The organism is Mesorhizobium sp. WSM4840, assembly GCF_055811755.1.
In genome coordinates this window covers 20,660-37,877 of the sequence record NZ_JBVVQD010000012.1, presented here as the reverse complement: position 1 = coordinate 37,877, position 17,218 = coordinate 20,660, and the positions used below count along the sequence as shown (strand labels likewise).

The following is a 17,218-nucleotide window of genomic DNA, read 5'->3' as shown; positions in this document are numbered from 1 at the left end:
CTGTGCTCGATCAGATCGTGACGGATGGCCTGCTTGAAGTAAGCGGCTCAAGCTGCCAGCCGCGGCAACCGGTCGATGACGTCGCCTGGCCCATGGAAGCGGGTCAGGTCGTTCACGACGGACATATCTAAAGGCATGGGGGCATCTCGTTCAGCTTCGCTCCCTCGAGGTAGTGCGGCTTGTGCCCATACTCCACCGCCCGGCTGGTCGTGATGCGGCGGACTACCAAAGCCCACCTATGCCGCCTCCATCTCATCGGTGTACGTCCCAAGACTAGCCGCGCCGTTACAGCGAGCCCGGTGGTAAAGGGCCTGTTGGCCCATCTTCAGCTCCTCGTCGCGTCCATGCCACGCCTCCAGCGCCGGATCCTGGAGTGCGCGCCCGTAGGAGAAACTGATCTTCCAAGGCTTTGGCCCGGGCAGTTGGTTGATCGCGTTGAGGTGGGCGGTGGCCGCCCGGTCGTTCTGACCACCCGACAGGAACACGATGCCGGGAACCGCCGCGGGCACGTGCCGGCGCAAGCAGCGGAGCGTGGCGCCTGCGACGTCCCGCAAGGGAACCGGACGAGAGTAGTCCTCACCCGCGATCACGATGTTGGGCTTGAGCAGCATGAACTCCAGCACGACACGCTGTTCGAACAGGGCACGGAACACGGCGTGAAGGACCACGCCAGTGACATCCTCGCAGCGCTCGATCGTGTGCGATCCCTCCATCAACACCTCCGGTTCAACGATTGGCACGAGTTGCTGCTCCTGGCAAAGCGCGGCGTACCGCCCTAAGGCGTGTGCGTTGGCACTCACGCACGCGGCGCTCGGCAGCGTCTCCGCAATGCGTATGACTGCCCGCCACTTCGCGAAGCGGGCGCCCATGCCGCGGTATTCGGAGAGGCGATCCCGCAGCCCGTCGAGCCCTTCGGTGACTGTCTCCTCGGGAGAGCCGGCAAGCGGCTTCGCGCCTGTGTCAACCTTGATCCCGGGCAGGATCCCCTGGCTGGAGAGGACCTGAGTGAACGGCGTCCCGCCGGAACTCTTCTGGCGGATGGTCTCGTCGTGCATGATGACGCCGCTGATGAACTCGGACGCGCCCGCGGAGGTGAAGAGCATTTCACGGTAGGTGCGCCGGCTTTGCTCGGTGGAATGGATTCCGAGCGCATCGAACCGCTTGGTCAATGTGGGCACGGTCTCGTCCGCCGCCAGAATACCCTTCCCCTCGGCGACTAGCGCCGCTGCGATGCTCCCCAGATCGTGGTTCATCGTGGGCCCTCCCGTTTGCTCTCCGTAGTACTCGTGCACCCTTTATCCGAACAGGAAATTATAGGCGCAAGATCAGATGAGATCAAGATTACGAGAAAGAATGTCGCAACAAGTCAGCGCGTTTCCCAAACAGGATTGCCTGCCTCAACCGTGTTGGCGGCAGTCCGGTCGCTGCTGAAGTGTGCCTCGCTCCCTGCACCCGACAGCTCAGTGTGCTCGCATGCCCTGATATGGCCTACAGCGCTACAGCCATCCTCCCGCGAAACCTGCTCGACGCAATCCCTCTACCACCGGCGAACAGCGGCGCATGAGGTTCCAGAGCAAGCCAGTCCGGTAGTTTTCGATCATAAGCACGACCGGTCCCTGGTCGATCCCAAAGTGGTACGGGGACACCCACCATCCCGTGGGACTTTCTTCTATCGTGAATGACGGATTGAAGGACGGTTTGAATCCGTAAAGCCGTGTCATGCCGAGATTCATCCGGGCAAAATTGCGGGCAGTGGGGATAACGATCTCTGGCGCGAATGGCAGCGAGGCTATGACAACCCAAGGTGCGACCGTCCCGTCGTCGGGCCCGAACGGAGCGCCGCGGGCAATGTAATCGAAGAACTGCCGCTCAAGGCCATTGACCGTTCGCGTGATCCAGCCCGGCCCGTCGCAGGCCGTGAACCCCCAGCAATGTTGGCCATAGCCGGCGAACTCCATCGGGTTTCGAATTGCATACTCCTGCTGCACGAAAGTTGCTTGCCGGCTGTTCTCGAAATAGTCGCTGTCGTGGTGACGCATGAACGCATCGCGGATGCCGCGAAAGTCCACCCACATGTGCGACAGCTGATGAGTAAAGAGCGGGCCTGAATAAAGCAGCTCGCGGCCGTAGATTTTCTTCCATTCGTAGGTTGCGGTGTAGGCGGCATAGCTCTGCGGGTGCAACGGGTGGGTCGGCGAGCCAAGGCCGAGGATGTAGAGTAGCAAGCCCTCATCGTAACCCCGCCACCGATGCGGGATGAATCCGCTTTCCGGGCGCCAGCCATGCGTCAGCGAAAGACCGCCATTGCAGGCCCAGTTCCAGTCGGCACGCTCATACAGCGTAGTAGCGAGGTGGCGGATTTCCGCTTCATCCGGAGTGTCGCGATCGAAATAGGTAGCAACGGTTAGGGCGCCTGCAAACAGGAACGCGGAATCGATCGTGGACAACTCGCACTGCCAAACGCGGCGACCCGTCTCGATATCCAGAAAATGATAGAAGAAGCCTTTGTAACCAGATGTGTTTGGCTCCGGTCCCTGCGGACAATCCGTCAAGTATCGCAATCGTTTGCGGGCGATCTTTGCGGCGAATTCGCGGATAAGAATTCCTCGTTCTACAATGACGGGAATTGTCGCGAGCGCCATGCCGATTGCGGCGATGCTTGCCGGAGCATTCGGTTCCGTCTTGTCGCGTACCAGCCCGTTGTCGGGGTTCGTCTCATGCAGATAGTACAGCAATGTCGAGAACTGCAATCGCGCCAGGTCTTGATCGGTCGGCAACCGATCAAGCTCGGCATCCGTCGACAGCGTGTCGGGCATAGCGCGTAAGTGCTCCGTTAACCGAGGTTTACCGGGGCATCGGGCATGTTCGCCTCAAAGACTGATTTGGATTGCAGCTCAACTCAAATATTGTCGCTTTCCGTTGACGTCCGTCGAGACTCGCCGCCCTTGTCCATCAAGCCCCATTTCCAACCGCTGATGTCCGGCAGATCATCACCATACTTCTCGATGTACTGTCTGTGTTCGATCAGCTTCTCGTGAATAGCCTGCTTGAAGTAAGCGGCGCGGGCGCCCAGTTGCGGCAGGCGATCGATTACGTCCTCCACCAGATGGAAACGATCGAGGTCGTTCAACACCACCATATCGAAGGGAGTAGAGGTCGTGCCTTCTTCCTTGTAGCCGCGGACGTGCAGGTTGTCGTGGTTGGTTCGGCGATAGGTCAGCCGGTGGATTAGCCAGGGATAGCCGTGGAAGGCAAAGATGATGGGCTTATTCTTGGTAAACAGCGCATCGAAATCGCGACCCGGCAAGCCATGCGGATGTTCTTCCGGCGGCTGCAGCTTCATCAGATTCACCACGTTGACCACCCGCACCTTTAATTCCGGTAAGTGCTCGCGGATCAACGCCACTGCAGCCAGCGTCTCCAGGGTCGGGACATCGCCGCAACACGCCATCACCACGTCGGGCTCGCTGCCCTTGTCGTTGCTGGCCCACTCCCAAATGCCAAGACCTTGAGTGCAGTGCTTGACGGCTTGGTCTATCGTCAGCCATTGCGGCGCGGGTTGCTTGCCGGCGACCACGACATTGACATAATTGCGACTGCGCAGGCAGTGATCGGTCACCGCCAGGAGGGTGTTGGCATCGGGCGGCAAATAGATCCGGATCACTTCCGCTTTCTTATTGGCGACATGATCGAGGAATCCCGGGTCCTGATGGCTGAAGCCATTGTGGTCCTGGCGCCAGACGTGCGAGCTGAGGAAGTAGTTAAGCGATGCGATTGATCGGCGCCAGGGAATCTCGTGGCAGACCTTCAGCCACTTGGCGTGCTGGTTGAACATCGAGTCGATGATGTGGATGAAGGCTTCATAGCAGGAGAAGAAGCCATGCCGGCCGGTTAATAGATAGCCCTCCAGCCAGCCTTGGCACTGATGTTCGCTGAGCACCTCCATCACGCGGCCATCTGGCGCCAAATGGTCGTCCTCCGGGTAGATTTCGGCCATGTAACATCGGTTGGTAACCTCCAACACGTCCTGCCAACGATTGGAGTTGTTTTCATCCGGGCTGAACAGGCGGAAATTGTTGCTTTCCAAATTCAATTTCATCACATCCCGGAGAAACTTGCCCATCAGCCGTGCCGACTCGACCGTGGTTGCGCCTGGGCTGGGCACCGCCACTGCATAGTCCCGGAAGTCTGGCATCTTAAGGTCGCGCAACTTCAAACCGCCATTGGCGTGCGGATTGTCGCTCATTCGGCGATGCCCCATCGGAGCCAGCGATGCCAGTTTGGAATTGAACCGGCCATCTGCATCGAACAGGTCGTCAGGCCGGTAGCTCTTCATCCACTTTTCAAGAATCCGGATGTGCGCCGGCTTGTCCATGTCGCCCATGGGAACCTGGTGGGCGCGCCAATAGTCTTCACACTTCTTGCCGTCGATTTCCGGCGGGCAAGTCCAACCCTTCGGCGTGCGGAAGACGATCATCGGCCAAGCCGGGCGTTTCAGGTTGCCGTTGTTTCGGGCATCAGCCCAGATTTGTTTGATTTCCGCCACTGCGGTGTCCAGCGCGTCAGCCAACTGCTGGTGGACGTCCTCCGGGTCGTGTCCCTCGACGAAGTAAGGCGTATAGCCCATGCCCTCGAAAAACTTTTGCAATTCGTCCTTCGGAATGCGCGCTAAGAAGCACGGGTTGGCGATCTTGTACCCGTTGAGGTGAAGAATGGGCAGCACGCAGCCATCGCGGGCCGGATTCAGGAATTTGTTTCCATGCCAGCCGGTCGCGAGAGGCCCGGTCTCGGCTTCGCCGTCGCCAACGACACAGGCGACGATCAGGTCCGGGTTGTCGAAGGCCGCACCAAAGGCGTGGCTCAAGGCGTAACCGAGTTCCCCGCCCTCATGAATGCTGCCGGGCGTCTCCGGGGCAACGTGACTGGGAATGCCACCGGGAAAGCTGAACTGCTTGAATAGTCTCTTCATACCCTCCGCGTCTTGGCTGATATTTGGGTATACCTCGCTGTAGGTACCTTCCAGATAGGCGTGAGCAACCAGGGCAGGGCCGCCGTGTCCCGGTCCGATGATGTAGATCATGTTGAGGTCGTCGCGTTTGATGACCCGGTTTAGGTGGACATAGAGCATGTTCAGACCGGGCGTCGTGCCCCAGTGGCCGAGCAGGCGAGGCTTGATGTGCTCGCGTTTCAGCGGCTCCTTCAACAATGGGTTGTCGAGAAGATAGATCTGGCCAACCGACAGATAGTTGGATGCCCGCCAGCAGGCGTCCATCGCCTGTAATTCGTCAGTCGAGAGGGCGCTAACGGCCGCCGCCGAAATATCGCCAGAACGACCTTTCTTTTTCGTTGCGGTCTTAATCGATGCCATCGTTCGCTCCTCTTCCAGAATGGGATCGGTCGCGTTGACACGGTCTTGGCAAGCCGCAGTTACTGCGCAGTTGGCATAAATATGAGCACGATGAACCGATACGGCTTATCCAAGGCCGACTTGGACGCTAGTATAGACCAAAATGGGCAAGGATGCTCGCGATTTCGCCTGGCGTTCTGACCTTGGCGGGACCGCGGGTGTCGTCACAAATCTGCCATCACCGGCACCGCATAGTTCTCATTGACCCGCCGCGGTGGCCTCGCCGCGCTCCACGAGGTGCTCAGTGCACGCGGTGACATGTCCGGGGAGGCGGCGGAGCGGTGGCAGCGAATTATCGGCCTGTTCGGCATCGACGCGGAGGCGGCCGTTTCCGAACTGTCGGGCAAAGCGATCAAGCCAGCCCGACTGGTCAAGGTATCCTAGCGACGGGGGAAGCCCTCAAAGGACTGTCCCGGAGGACACGCTTTTGGTCCAGATTGACTCAGACAAAGCCGAAACTGCTCACGAAAAATACGAGCGCTTGATTGCGCGCGCGAAGCTTGTGCCGGCAACGAAGACCATCGTCGTGCACCCTTGCGACGAGACTTCATTGCGTGGCGCTGTTGAGGCTGCCGACGAAAGCCTGATCGTACCGATCCTGGTGGGACCATGCCGCAAAATCCGCGCGGTGGCGGAGGAACACAGTCTCGACATCGGTCGTTTCGAGCTTGTCGACATGGCGCACAGCGATGCCGCGGCCGCAAAGGGTGTTGAACTGATCCAGGAGGCGAAGGGAGAGCTACTGATGAAGGGCAGCCTCCACACCGATGAGTTGATGCGGGCCGTCACCGCGTCCGCAACGGGGTTGCGCACGGCGCGGCGGATCAGCCATGTGTTTGTGATGGATGTGCCAGCCTATGCCGAGACATTGTTCATCACCGATGCGGCGATCAATATCTTTCCCGATCTCGACGCCAAGCGCGACATCATCCAGAACGCCATCGATCTCTTCACTCAGGTCGGTCTCGGCGAGCCGCGTGTCGCTATACTTTCCGCCGTGGAAACCGTCACCTCGAAAATACCGTCAACCATCGAGGCCGCGGCGCTGTGCAAGATGGCCGATCGCGGCCAGATCACGGGCGGCGTGCTGGATGGTCCGCTCGCCTTCGACAACGCCATTGACCCGGAGGCGGCTAGAATCAAGGGCATCCGGTCCGTCGTGGCGGGGCGCGCGCAGATCCTGGTGGTCCCCGATCTCGAAGCCGGCAACATGCTTGCCAAGAATCTAACCTTCCTTGCCAAGGCGGACGCCGCCGGCATCGTGCTCGGCGCGCGCGTCCCGATCATCCTCACATCGCGGGCTGATTCCATTCGCACGCGGCTGGCTTCCTGCGCAGTCGCAGTGCTCCTTGCCGACGCGCGCCGTCGCTCGGCAGCCTTGCCGGCAACGTAGCCATGGATGCGATCCTGGTCCTCAATGCCGGCTCCTCGAGTCTGAAGTTCCAGGTATTCGGATTTGACGGGTCGGGCGGTCTGCAAAGGCAAGTCAAGGGTCAGATCGATGGCGTCGGCACATCACCGCGACTGCTTGCCATCGGGCCTGACAAGAAGCCGTTGGTAGATCAAGCCTATTCCCCAGGCGATGTCCCGGATCTTCCCGCCGCCACAAACGTCGCGGGAACCTGGCTGCGGAAGACGCAGGGATTCAAACTCACCGCTGTCGGCCACCGCGTCGTTCATGGCGGGCCGGACTATGCTGAGCCCATACAGGTGGACGAGGACGTCCTACGAAATCTTGAACGTTACGTCCCGCTTGCTCCGCTGCACCAGCCGAATAACCTGGCGCCTATCCGCGCCCTGTTCGAGCGACGTCCGGAACTGCCGCAAGTTGCCTGCTTCGACACGGCATTCCATCGAGGCCACAGCGCGTTAGCCGACCACTATGCGATTCCTGAGCGCTTTTATGCGGAGGGGGTGCGGCGGTACGGGTTTCACGGACTGTCCTACGAGTATGTCTCCGGACGTCTGCGCGAGATTGCACCCAATATCGCGAGCGGACGTGTGATCATCGCGCACCTCGGAAGCGGCGCCTCCATGTGCGCGCTATCAGAAGGCCGCAGCGTTGAAAGCACGCTTGGATTTACGGCGCTCGACGGATTACCGATGGGAACGCGCTGCGGACAGATCGATCCGGGCGTGATCCTCTACCTCATTACTGAAAAGGGCATGACGGCGGCGCAGGTGCAGGATTTGCTGTACCGTGAATGCGGGCTGAAGGGGCTGTCTGGAATCAGCAATGACGTTCGCGACCTGCTGAAGAGCGATGATGCCAACGCCGCCTTCGCATTGGACTATTTCGTTTACCGTATCGGCCTGTACGCAGGGACGTTGGCGGCAGCGCTGGGTGGTCTCGACGCCTTCGTATTCACGGCAGGGATCGGCGAGAACTCGGCCGAGATCCGGGCGCGCATAGTCGAGAAACTTGGCTGGCTTGGCGCCGAGCTGGATCAAGCCGCCAATACAGCCGGAGAGTTAGTGATCTCGAGCGAGGCAAGCCGTATTGCGCTGTTCGCGGTCCCGACAGACGAAGAACTGATGATCGCGCGTCTCACACTGGAACTTATCGGGGCGGACAAAAAGGACGGTCTGGGCGAAAGCACGCGTATCAGTGCGGAGCGTTCGCCCTAGAACCACTACTGTCGATCGCAAAGTAAGGCTTGCCCGCCGGCAAGCCCACGGAGGAAAGGCCCGTCGCATGATTCCCGTCGCAAAAGCGCAATTGCTTGAAGGCAAGAAGGGGCTCATCGTTGGCATCGCGAATGACCAATCAATCGCGTGGGGCTGCGCCAAGGCTTTCCGCGCACTGGGTGCGGAGCTCGCTGTCACTTATCTGAATGACAAGGCGAGAAAGTACGTCGAACCGCTAGCTCGGGAGTTGGAAGCGCCGATCATGATGCCGTTGGACGTCGGTGTGCCGGGTCAGATAGAGGCGGTCTTCGAGCGCATTGAGAAAGCCTGGGGCGAACTCGATTTTCTCGTCCACTCGATCGCCTTCTCACCGAAGGATACACTCCAGGGCCGCGTGGTCGATGCGCCAGAGGAAGTCGCCGCCATCGGCGAGTGGCTCAAGCGCGAAGGCACCTGTCTGCTGCTCGCGCCACACCACGATGTCGGTTTCATCTCTTCCGAGAACGTGCCTATCTTAGGCTAGTGCCCGTTATGCCGGGCGGTCAGAGGTACAGTTCGGCATCAAGCTGCGATTGCTGCTCATTGTGGCCTTGCCGGTGTTCGGAAAGTTACCACATAGCAGCATCAGGCAACAAACCAGCCCGTCACTTCCAGAAGGCGCGGGTCTCTTCGAGGTTTCGCCACAAGGCCTTTGCGCCGACCCAGCCAAATTCGGCGCGCGCCTGGCTCGCCCCGATCACCCATCCGACGGCACGCTGCGTGTTCGGATCACCAGCGCCGGGCGCTTCCGCTCCCGACAGCATGGTTCTGACGGTCGCCGCATCGTTCAGATCGCCGAAGACCGTCTGAAGTTTCTTCAAGCGTTTCAGGAATGGATCGACACGCTTGGCCGGGTACAAGGGAGAGAAGAACTCGACCGCATAGCGCAATTTTTTTAGCTCCTTCCGCAACTCGTGGCGCTGCTCCACTGTCAGTGTCTCAAGTCCGCGTGCACGCTTGCCAACCTTCTTCCAGCGCTTGCCGAGCGCTTGGCTGGCCAACTCCGCGACCGGCGCCGCCAGCCGTCCGGTCTGGTCGAAATCCTGCGGAACGAGCCAGCCTCGGGTCTCCACGAACCGCGCCAGATCGATCAGGAACGCCTGCACGCGCGCGTCGGGGAGAACCTTGCGAAGGTGATCGCGCAGTCCCCTCGCCTGCCTCGAGAGAGCATCGGCAAGGGGCGGCAGACCCGGTTCATCCGCGTGGGCCTCGGCCTCCCGCCGTACGATATTGTTCGCCACCACATCGATATCCCTGAGACGCCCGACCTCCTGGCCAAGCCAGCGGGCTTCCATGCTGAGCCGCGTCATTTCCGGGCTCTTCAGAACGGAAGCGCAGACAGAGAACGCGCTTCGCAATCGGCGCAGGCCGATCCGCAACTGGTGCGGCCCTTCGGGATCGTCCAGCTCCCGGATCACCACGACATTCGTGGCGACCTGATCGAGGCACTCGCGAAGGACGTCGCGTGCCGCCTGCTCGGCGATCTGAGCCCGATCGAGTGCAACGTCCTCGGCATTGCGGGGCGCGAGCGGCAGATCGATCCGTCCCTGTTCGGCGAGCAGATAGCCGCGCGCCGCCTTGGAAAGCCGGGAGAACCTCAAGCCGCCATCGGGAAACAGCGCGTGTGCGATGTCGAACAATCCGCCGGGGCTGCCCTCGATGAGTTCGATCTCCACTTCATGCAACTTGGCCGAGCGCTCGCCGGCGCGGATTTCGCCGACGTCGATTGCCAACTCCGCGCGTGTGCCGTCGTCAAGCGAAAGTTCGCTGGCGGAGCGCCTGATCACGGTCTCGCAGACCGGCTGAAGCGGCGCGCCACTCACGCGATGGACGACCTCCTCTCGGACTGCTGCGTCCGGAATCGCTTCGAGACACAGCCGCCCACCCGGAGCCGGGTTCTCCACCTCGCCAACCTGCGAGAGGCCGCCATGCAGCTCGGCCCTGGTCTTGACAGTCTGTATCCATCGCCGCCCGTCGCGCCGGAGCCTTAACGCGATCCCCGCCTTCTTCAGCGCGTGTTCGGGAGTGTCCAAATAGATGCTTCTGAGCGTTCTCGTTTTTGGGCTGCCGCTGGCCAGCTTCAGCGCCTTCGCGCGCCCCCAAAGCTCGCTCGAGGTCAGTTCGTCGAGGAGAAATTTTAGCTCGATCTCGCTCATGGCCGAGTGTTGTCAGGCCCGGTGCAAGGCTATAGAGTAGCTGAAGCTAATAAAATAGCTATGCCAGCTAAGGATTCAACCCGGTGGGCTTGCGCCTTCCCGTGCTTACGAGTCTTTCCGGTTATCAACCGGGCTGGGTGCGGAGCGATGTCTCTGCCGGGCTTGCAGTTGCCGCGGTTGGGCTTCCCAGTGCTATCGCCTATCCTGCGATAGCGGGCCTGCCGCCTGAGACCGGCATCTACGCGAGCATCGCGCCGCTGGTTGCCTACGCGATCTTTGGCCCCTCGCGTCAGCTCATAGTCGGTCCGGACGCGGCTACGATGACGGTGCTTGCGGCGGTTTTGGTCGCGGTTACCGCGAGCGTGCCAGTCGGGCTCGAAGTGGACCGAACTGCGATCGCAGCAATCCTCGCGCTTGGCGTCGGTTTGTTTTGCCTGGCGGCGTGGGTGCTTCGGCTCGGCGTTCTTGCAACCTTCCTGTCGCGTCCCATCCTGACGGGGTTCTTCATCGGCATCTCGCTTTCGATCCTGATCGGCCAAATCGGTCGCTTCACCGGAGTCAAGATCGAGGCGGAAGGCCTGCTCGCACCGGTCCTCGAACTTCTGCGCAAGGCCGGATCGATACATTGGCCGTCTCTTCTGCTGGCCTTGGGGATGTTCGGTTTGTTGCAGATCGCGCGGGCCATGCGTTTTCCGGTTCCCGGGCCAGTGCTGGTCGTGGTCCTCTCCGTAGTGCTTTCGGCCGTTTTCGACTTTGAAGGACGCGGCATCGCCGTAGTCGGCGATATTCCGACAGGGTTGCCCTCGTTGTCGTTGCCAGCGATCGCTGACCTTCCGATCCAGACATTGGCCCTCGGCGCCGCGGCGATCTTCCTCGTGAGCTACGGCGCCGGCATCATTACGGCCCGCAGCTTTGGGGCAATAGGCGGCTACCCGGTCGATCCAAACCGCGAACTCATCGGATTTGGCGCTGCGAACATAGGGGCGGGCCTTTTCGGCGCCTTCCCGGTGACGGCCTCCGACTCGCGCACGGCGGTCAACCTTACCGTTGGCGGACGCTCGCAGGTGACGAGCATCGTGGCTGCCGCGACCCTGATCGCGACACTGCTGTTTCTCGGTCCGACCCTAAGGATTATCCCGATCCCTGCGCTCGGGGCGATTCTTGCGGCTACTGCAATCAGCCTGATAGATCTCGCCGCCCTTAGGCAGATTTGGCGCATCAGCCGCATGGAGTTCGTCTTCGCCCTCATTGCGATGTGGGGTCCGATCGGTCTGGGCGTCCTTAATGGGGTTGTCATCGCGATCGGCGCGACGCTGGTCTATGTTTTGCGCAAGCTGATGTTTCCCCGCGACGCTATGCTCGGCCGTGTTCCAGGCCATGACGGTTTCTACAAACTGCATCGAACGCCCGAGGCCCGTCAGGTACCCGGCCTCGCCGTATGCCTCATTCAAGGCAGCCTGCTGTTCTTCAACACCGACTACGTCGCATCGCGGCTGCGGTCCATTGCCGAGGAATTGCCGGCCGACACACGCTGGCTGCTGATTGATGCAAGTGCAATTTCCCAGATCGACAGCTCGGCAGCGGCAATGCTGGAGGAGCTATGTGACGAATTGCGCAATCGCGGGATCAGGCTTGGCGTAGCGGAGCTTCACGCCGAAGCGCGCGATATCCTTGTTCGCGCCGGCGTGATCGAGCGCATTGGCTCCGACATGGTCTTCGACATTCTCGAAGAGGCGTATCATGCGTTCGAGGCCCAAGCGTGACAGTTCAGGGACTCTCCTGCTGTCACCCAACTGTCATTTTAATGGCTGCGTGCCAGTGGAGTGGAGGAAGACATGAGTAAGAAGAATAGAGACAGGGCGGCGGCTACGATATCCGAACCGGCGGAGGAAGCGAAATCGGGAGGAAAAAAATATGCGAAGGAACTCGCCCGGTTGCATGTTGAGCTTGCCCACCTTCAGGCCTGGGTGAAGAAGTCTGGTGCCCGCATCGCGATCATTTTCGAGGGCCGTGACGCCGCCGGGAAAGGCGGCGTGATCAAGCGCCTGACCGAGCGGGTCAGCCCACGAGTGTTCCGCGTCGTCGCCCTGCCGGCTCCGACCGATCGGGAGAAGACCCAGATCTACATGCAGCGCTACATCCAGCACCTGCCCGCCGGAGGCGAGATCGTGATATTCGACCGCTCCTGGTACAACCGTCCTGGCGTCGAACGCGTCATGGGTTTCTGTAGCGACAAGCAGGCGCGGCGCTTTCTCGAACAGGCACCGACGTTTGAAACCGCCCTGGTCGAAAGCGGCATAACGCTGCTCAAATACTTCCTCGATGTGAGTGAGGAAGAACAGGAGCGGCGTTTCCGACAGCGGGCCGACGACCCCCTTCGACAGTGGAAACTGAGCCCGATGGATGTCGAATCGTACAACCGCTGGTGGGATTACACCCGCGCTTACGACGAGATGATCCGTGCGACAGACACAAGGCATGCGCCCTGGTGGATTGTGCCGTCAAACGACAAGAAGCGCGCGCGCATCAACTGCATTTCGCACATTCTGAGCTCCATCCCCTATGAGCGCGTCGAGTTCGAAAAACCTAACTTCAGCAAACGCCAGAAGCGGCCCGACAACTTCGTGGACGATGCAACTCCGCGCAACGTGGTGCCGGACGTGCTTTGACCCAGCTATACACGCAGTTCAGAACCATTACCGGTTCCTATTTGGTTTCGGGCTCCCAATTTAAGAAGAAGCCGACGTCGCCAGGGATTCCGCCGGGGAAGTTAATAATCATGGCCTTGAGTTTGTAACCTTGCGGCTTCGCATTCTTAACATAACGTTCGTACAACTGCTTGGCCTTACCCTGTAGCGTTTCAGTCCATTGCGGATCAGCACTGTTGATAGCCCGGCCGCTGTCGGTGCAAAGGTCCGACGGAAAGCTGTATACTAGTGCTTCGTACTTGCCATTCTTGACGGCATTCATCACGAGGCGGCGAACCATTGCAAGTTCATCATCACTCACTTGGTCCTTTAGGAAGCTTTCTGTGAACTTCGTGAGCTCCTCATTCTGCCGCGCTCGCAGCTTTTCTTCCTTGTCTGCCTCCTCCATTTGCTCTTGCAGGAGGGCAATACGAAGCTGATCCGCACTCGGCGGCGGCGTATGTATGTCTAAAGCCGTGTCTTTGATGTTGGCCATTTTCTCCTCCACTCGAAACCGTTCGAGAATAGAACACAGAGGCAGATCGACGTCTTGCCAATCTCGTTCGTTGGGCTCAATTCATGCCCACCCAACCGCAAGACGTAAATCAGCAGGGTAGTCGACTGAGGCAGGCTGCCAGCCGCACGTTGAAGGGATCGGCCGCCGCGGCAAGAAGTCTTGTCTTCGCAGTCCAGCTACCATTCCATGATGCCATGTGGGCACATCAAGGTCAAATTCGCGATAGGCGGTAGAATGTGTCGCGACAGGCCGCGCTAGTAGCAATTACCGGAATCGGCTTCCCGGGGCGAGCATGGGCGATAGGACCTGTTTGAGTGATACCCATTGCCATAATACCGGTCGCCATAATACCGGTTGCGGTAATACCGGTCGCGGTAATACGGTTCGCCATAATAGGATCCGCCATAATAGGATCCGCCATAATAGGATCCGCCATAATAAGGTCTGCCATAATAAGGTCTGCCGTAATAGGGTCCGCCGTAATACGGATCGCCGTAGAAGCCGCTTCGGTAATACCCGCCGTAGTAGCCGTTGTTGTTGGCGATCATGCTGCCGAGCAGCGCTCCAGCGACAAATGCGCCGGCGGGGAACCAAAAGTCGTTGTGCCTATGGTATCCCGGACGATAGTGGCGGTAGCCGCGATAACCCCTGTACCAGCCATCTCGAATTTGGATGACATCGGACTGCGCGCTTTGTGCCCTGGGCACGAAGATCGGTGCGGCATCAACTGGAACAGTGCTCGTAAGTGGAAAAGTGGCGACCAGGGAGGTCGCTATGCCTGACAGGAACCTCATGATCGCGTCCTCGCTGGTGGCAATGTTTGCCGTATGCGAAACGTCGTCATTAACTGGAAGAAACGTCGTCGATCCAAATTTGTTCCCGAGACCGGCAAATTGTCTCAAGCCGCTCCGAACCTTTGACGGTCAGACAGGCCGCCGTCCCCAGAGCTACGGGCGCCGGCAACATCGATTCGCCTGCGTCCGGATGGGGATCGTCGCCGCCGAAAAACTCCCGATGCGTTTTAAGCGAGAATACCAGACCCAGTGAGTGGATGATCAGTTCGGTGAGGTTGCCCAGCGTCGCATTGAGAAGGCCGCCCACCCGTATCGCCCGTCTTGGTCGCCACCGACTCGGTGGCGTAGCTCAGCAGCGCGGCCAGCGGCACGATCGCCAGCACGGAAAGCACAAAAAGCAGTGTGTGCTTCGGGCTCGAGTGCTTGAGCGACGAACACCGCAGGCACAAAGGCCAACAACCAGAGAACGGGATTGTCACGGATTCTTTGTGCAAGGGGGGCCATGGATACGATCAGCGAAATACTGCTTGTCTTAGAACGAGCGCTGGCTGGTCCATGGCTTCAAGCCCGCTAGCAGGCTTCCGAGCCATCAGTGCTGGTTGCCAAAAATGTCAGCTATCAGGCAGCGAAATGGGCTGATGAAGGGCGGCTTCGGGTCAACTTATTCCGTAGCGCGAGCGAATCTGGACGACTGGAACGGGTCGAAATCGGGATTTCGTCTTCGGTACCAAGCGTCTGATTTTCAACACTAGTATCTATTTGGCGCCGAGCCTGGCCAGCACGGCCTTGGGGATGTTGTATTCCCGGATCACTGCGTCGTGCTTGCGCAAGCCGCACAATTCGCGCTGGATGAAATAGCCGTGGACCGCCTCCGCCGCGTCCCTGAGCAACCGAGCACGATGTTCGCCATCCTCGCCATGTTCACGCAACTTCGCCAGCGTTTCATCCACGCGCCGGCCGGCGCGGCCGAGCGCCGCGGCCTTTTCGCCGAGGATTTCATGGCCGAGCAGGTCGAGCGCGCTCTCCCGCGCTCCCGACCGTCCGAAATTCGATGGCATTCTCACCGACATGCTTCACTCCGGTTTTTGCTGAAAATCTGGCCCTACTCCGCCGGCCGCGTTTCCTCCAGCACGCTCTCCTCGTTGTATAGGAAGCCGCCGGACTGCCGCTTCCACAGCCGCGCATAGAGCCCGTCGAGCGCCACCAGTTCGTCATGCGTGCCTTGTTCGACGATCCGGCCGCCGTCGAGCACCACCAGGCGATCGAGTGCCGCGATGGTCGACAGCCGGTGCGCGATGGCGATGACCGTCTTGTTCTCCATCAGCCTCGCCAGGTTTTCCTGGATGGCCGCTTCGATGTCGGAATCGAGCGCCGACGTCGCCTCGTCGAGTATCAGGATCGGCGCGTCCTTGAGGAAGACGCGGGCGATCGCCACGCGCTGGCGCTGGCCGCCAGACAATTTCACGCCGCGCTCGCCGACAAAGGCCTCGTAGCCCTGGCGATCACGATTGTCGCGCAAGTCGAGGATGAAGTCGTGCGCCTCGGCCTTCTTCGCGGCCGCGACCACCTCGGCGTCGGTCGCGTCCGGCATGCCGAGCTTGATGTTGTCGCGAAGCGAGCGGTGGAAAAGCGCAGTATCCTGGCTGACGACGCCGATATTGGCGCGCAGCGAATCCTGCGTCACCTTTGAAACATCCTGGCCGTCGATGGTGATCTTGCCGGCCTCGAGGTCGTAGAGGCGCAGGATCAGATTGGCCAGCGTCGTCTTGCCGGCGCCGGACGGCCCGACCAGTCCGACCTTCTCGCCCGGCCGCACGACAAGGTCGATGCCGTTGAGTACGCCGAAGCCCTTGCCGTAGTGGAACTCGACCTTCTTCACGTCGATCCGGCCGCCGGCCACGACAAGCGCCCTGGCGTCGGGCGCGTCGGTCAGGCCGAGCGGCTGCGAGATCAGCGCCTTGGAGTTTTCCAGCACGCCGAGATTCCGCAGGATGCCATTGAGCTGCATCATCAGCCGGCCGAGCAGCATGTTGAGTCGCAACACCAGCGACAATGTGAAGGCGACGGCGCCAACTGTGATCGAGCCTTCGACCCAGAGATAGACGGCAAAACAGGCGATCGCGGTGATCATGATCCCCGAAAGCGTCGTCAGCGCCATGCGCACGCCGGTCAGCCGGCGGGTGAATGGGCGCAGCGCGTCGAGATAGATATCGAAGCCGCTCCTGATGTAACGGTCGTCGCCATCGGCCGAGAACAGCTTCAGCGTCTGCACGTTCGAATAGGAATCGACGAAGCGGCCGGTGATCATCGAACCAGCCTCGGCGGTTGCCTCGGCATGCTTGCGGATCGCCGGCAGATAGCGCTTGGCCAGCCAGCCGAAGGCGGTGATCCAGATCACCACCAGCACCGCCAGCCGCAAGTCGAGGCCGGCGACCAGCACCAGCGTCGTCACCGTGTAGACGACCATGAACCAGACGACCCCGATGAAGCTTTCCATCAAATCGCCGGTCGCCTGCCCCGCCTGCCAGACCTTGGTCGCGATGCGGCCGGCGAAATCGTTCTGGAAGAAGGCGTAGGACTGGCGCGAGACGTGGCGATGCGCCTGCCAGCGCACCAGATTGTAGAAGCCGGGCGTGATCGTCTGCTCGTCGACCAATGCCGCCAGGCCGACGACGATGGTGCGGACGACCAGCACCATGGCGGCCATGAAGACAAGTTCGGGACCGGCGGCAGTCCACAGCGCGTCCCAACTGCGCTCGCCGGGGAGTTGGTCGAGAATGTCGACCAGCCTCCCGACGAAGTAGAACAGTCCAGCCTCGACCAGCGGCGCAATGCCGCCGATGACCAGCATGGCGAAGAAGGCGACCTTCGCCTGGCCGACATAGTGCCAGAGGAAACCCCTGACGCTGACCGGTGGCCGAAGCCCCGCGGGCTCCCTGAACGGATAGACCCAGTTCTCGAACCAGCGATAGACGGCAATCATCATTCGG

At 60.4% G+C, this 17,218-nt stretch carries 13 protein-coding genes and 2 pseudogenes; 6 read left to right on the top strand and 9 right to left on the bottom strand.

Annotated features, from left to right (window positions below; translation table 11 throughout):
• Positions 1 to 236: 236 nt before the first annotated feature.
• The 3 genes from AC0L3I_RS17340 to AC0L3I_RS17330 all read right to left on the bottom strand — a co-directional run bounded on the left by AC0L3I_RS17340 (position 237) and on the right by AC0L3I_RS17330 (position 5,368).
• Complete coding sequence (locus AC0L3I_RS17340; protein ID WP_473527688.1) at positions 237 to 1,253, bottom strand: class I fructose-bisphosphate aldolase; 1,017 nt, start codon at positions 1,251 to 1,253, stop codon at positions 237 to 239.
• A gap of 243 nt (positions 1,254 to 1,496) precedes the next feature.
• Positions 1,497 to 2,816: a glucoamylase family protein gene (locus AC0L3I_RS17335; protein ID WP_473527687.1), complete on the bottom strand. Its 1,320-nt coding sequence runs from the start codon at positions 2,814 to 2,816 to the stop codon at positions 1,497 to 1,499.
• Positions 2,817 to 2,899: 83 nt separating this feature from the next.
• Complete coding sequence (locus AC0L3I_RS17330) at positions 2,900 to 5,368, bottom strand: phosphoketolase family protein (RefSeq protein WP_473527686.1); 2,469 nt, start codon at positions 5,366 to 5,368, stop codon at positions 2,900 to 2,902.
• A gap of 240 nt (positions 5,369 to 5,608) precedes the next feature.
• On the opposite strand from AC0L3I_RS17330, the gene AC0L3I_RS17325 reads away from it, so the two are divergent.
• The 4 genes and pseudogenes from AC0L3I_RS17325 to AC0L3I_RS17310 form a co-directional block, all read left to right on the top strand.
• Positions 5,609 to 5,791 (top strand): hypothetical protein, encoded by a 183-nt coding sequence (locus AC0L3I_RS17325; protein ID WP_287246360.1) that lies wholly within the window; start codon positions 5,609 to 5,611, stop codon positions 5,789 to 5,791.
• Between the two features lie 43 nt (positions 5,792 to 5,834).
• A complete protein-coding gene (locus tag AC0L3I_RS17320; protein WP_473495802.1) occupies positions 5,835 to 6,800 on the top strand; it encodes a phosphate acetyltransferase in 966 nt (321 codons plus the stop codon).
• 2 nt (positions 6,801 to 6,802) lie between these two features.
• Entirely contained in the window at positions 6,803 to 8,035 is a 1,233-nt protein-coding gene (locus AC0L3I_RS17315; protein WP_473527685.1) for an acetate/propionate family kinase, read from the top strand.
• A gap of 67 nt (positions 8,036 to 8,102) precedes the next feature.
• Positions 8,103 to 8,450 (top strand): annotated as a pseudogene (locus AC0L3I_RS17310) (SDR family oxidoreductase); the annotation flags it as partial.
• Between the two features lie 229 nt (positions 8,451 to 8,679).
• Here the strand turns inward: AC0L3I_RS17310 and AC0L3I_RS17305 are convergent.
• On the bottom strand, positions 8,680 to 10,230 hold the full coding sequence (locus AC0L3I_RS17305) for a CYTH and CHAD domain-containing protein (protein ID WP_473527684.1): 1,551 nt from the start codon (positions 10,228 to 10,230) through the stop codon (positions 8,680 to 8,682).
• Positions 10,231 to 10,313: 83 nt separating this feature from the next.
• Between AC0L3I_RS17305 and AC0L3I_RS17300 the strand changes: the two genes are divergently transcribed.
• Positions 10,314 to 11,993 (top strand): SulP family inorganic anion transporter, encoded by a 1,680-nt coding sequence (locus AC0L3I_RS17300; protein ID WP_473527683.1) that lies wholly within the window; start codon positions 10,314 to 10,316, stop codon positions 11,991 to 11,993.
• A 72-nt stretch (positions 11,994 to 12,065) separates the two neighbouring features.
• Positions 12,066 to 12,899: a polyphosphate kinase 2 gene (ppk2, locus tag AC0L3I_RS17295; protein WP_473527763.1), complete on the top strand. Its 834-nt coding sequence runs from the start codon at positions 12,066 to 12,068 to the stop codon at positions 12,897 to 12,899.
• Positions 12,900 to 12,936: 37 nt separating this feature from the next.
• On the opposite strand, the gene AC0L3I_RS17290 is transcribed toward ppk2, so the two are convergent.
• The 5 genes and pseudogenes from AC0L3I_RS17290 to AC0L3I_RS17270 form a co-directional block, all read right to left on the bottom strand.
• Positions 12,937 to 13,413, bottom strand: a complete 477-nt coding sequence (locus tag AC0L3I_RS17290; protein WP_473527682.1) for a histidine kinase — start codon at positions 13,411 to 13,413, stop codon at positions 12,937 to 12,939.
• Positions 13,414 to 13,688: 275 nt separating this feature from the next.
• Positions 13,689 to 14,228: a hypothetical protein gene (locus AC0L3I_RS17285; RefSeq protein ID WP_473527681.1), complete on the bottom strand. Its 540-nt coding sequence runs from the start codon at positions 14,226 to 14,228 to the stop codon at positions 13,689 to 13,691.
• Between the two features lie 256 nt (positions 14,229 to 14,484).
• Positions 14,485 to 14,732, bottom strand: a pseudogene (locus AC0L3I_RS17280) (calcium/proton exchanger); the annotation flags it as partial.
• A 251-nt stretch (positions 14,733 to 14,983) separates the two neighbouring features.
• A complete protein-coding gene (locus AC0L3I_RS17275; RefSeq protein WP_473527680.1) occupies positions 14,984 to 15,298 on the bottom strand; it encodes a DUF6665 family protein in 315 nt (104 codons plus the stop codon).
• Positions 15,299 to 15,330: 32 nt separating this feature from the next.
• On the bottom strand, positions 15,331 to 17,214 hold the full coding sequence (locus AC0L3I_RS17270) for an ABC transporter ATP-binding protein (RefSeq protein ID WP_473527679.1): 1,884 nt from the start codon (positions 17,212 to 17,214) through the stop codon (positions 15,331 to 15,333).
• Positions 17,215 to 17,218: the final 4 nt, after the last annotated feature.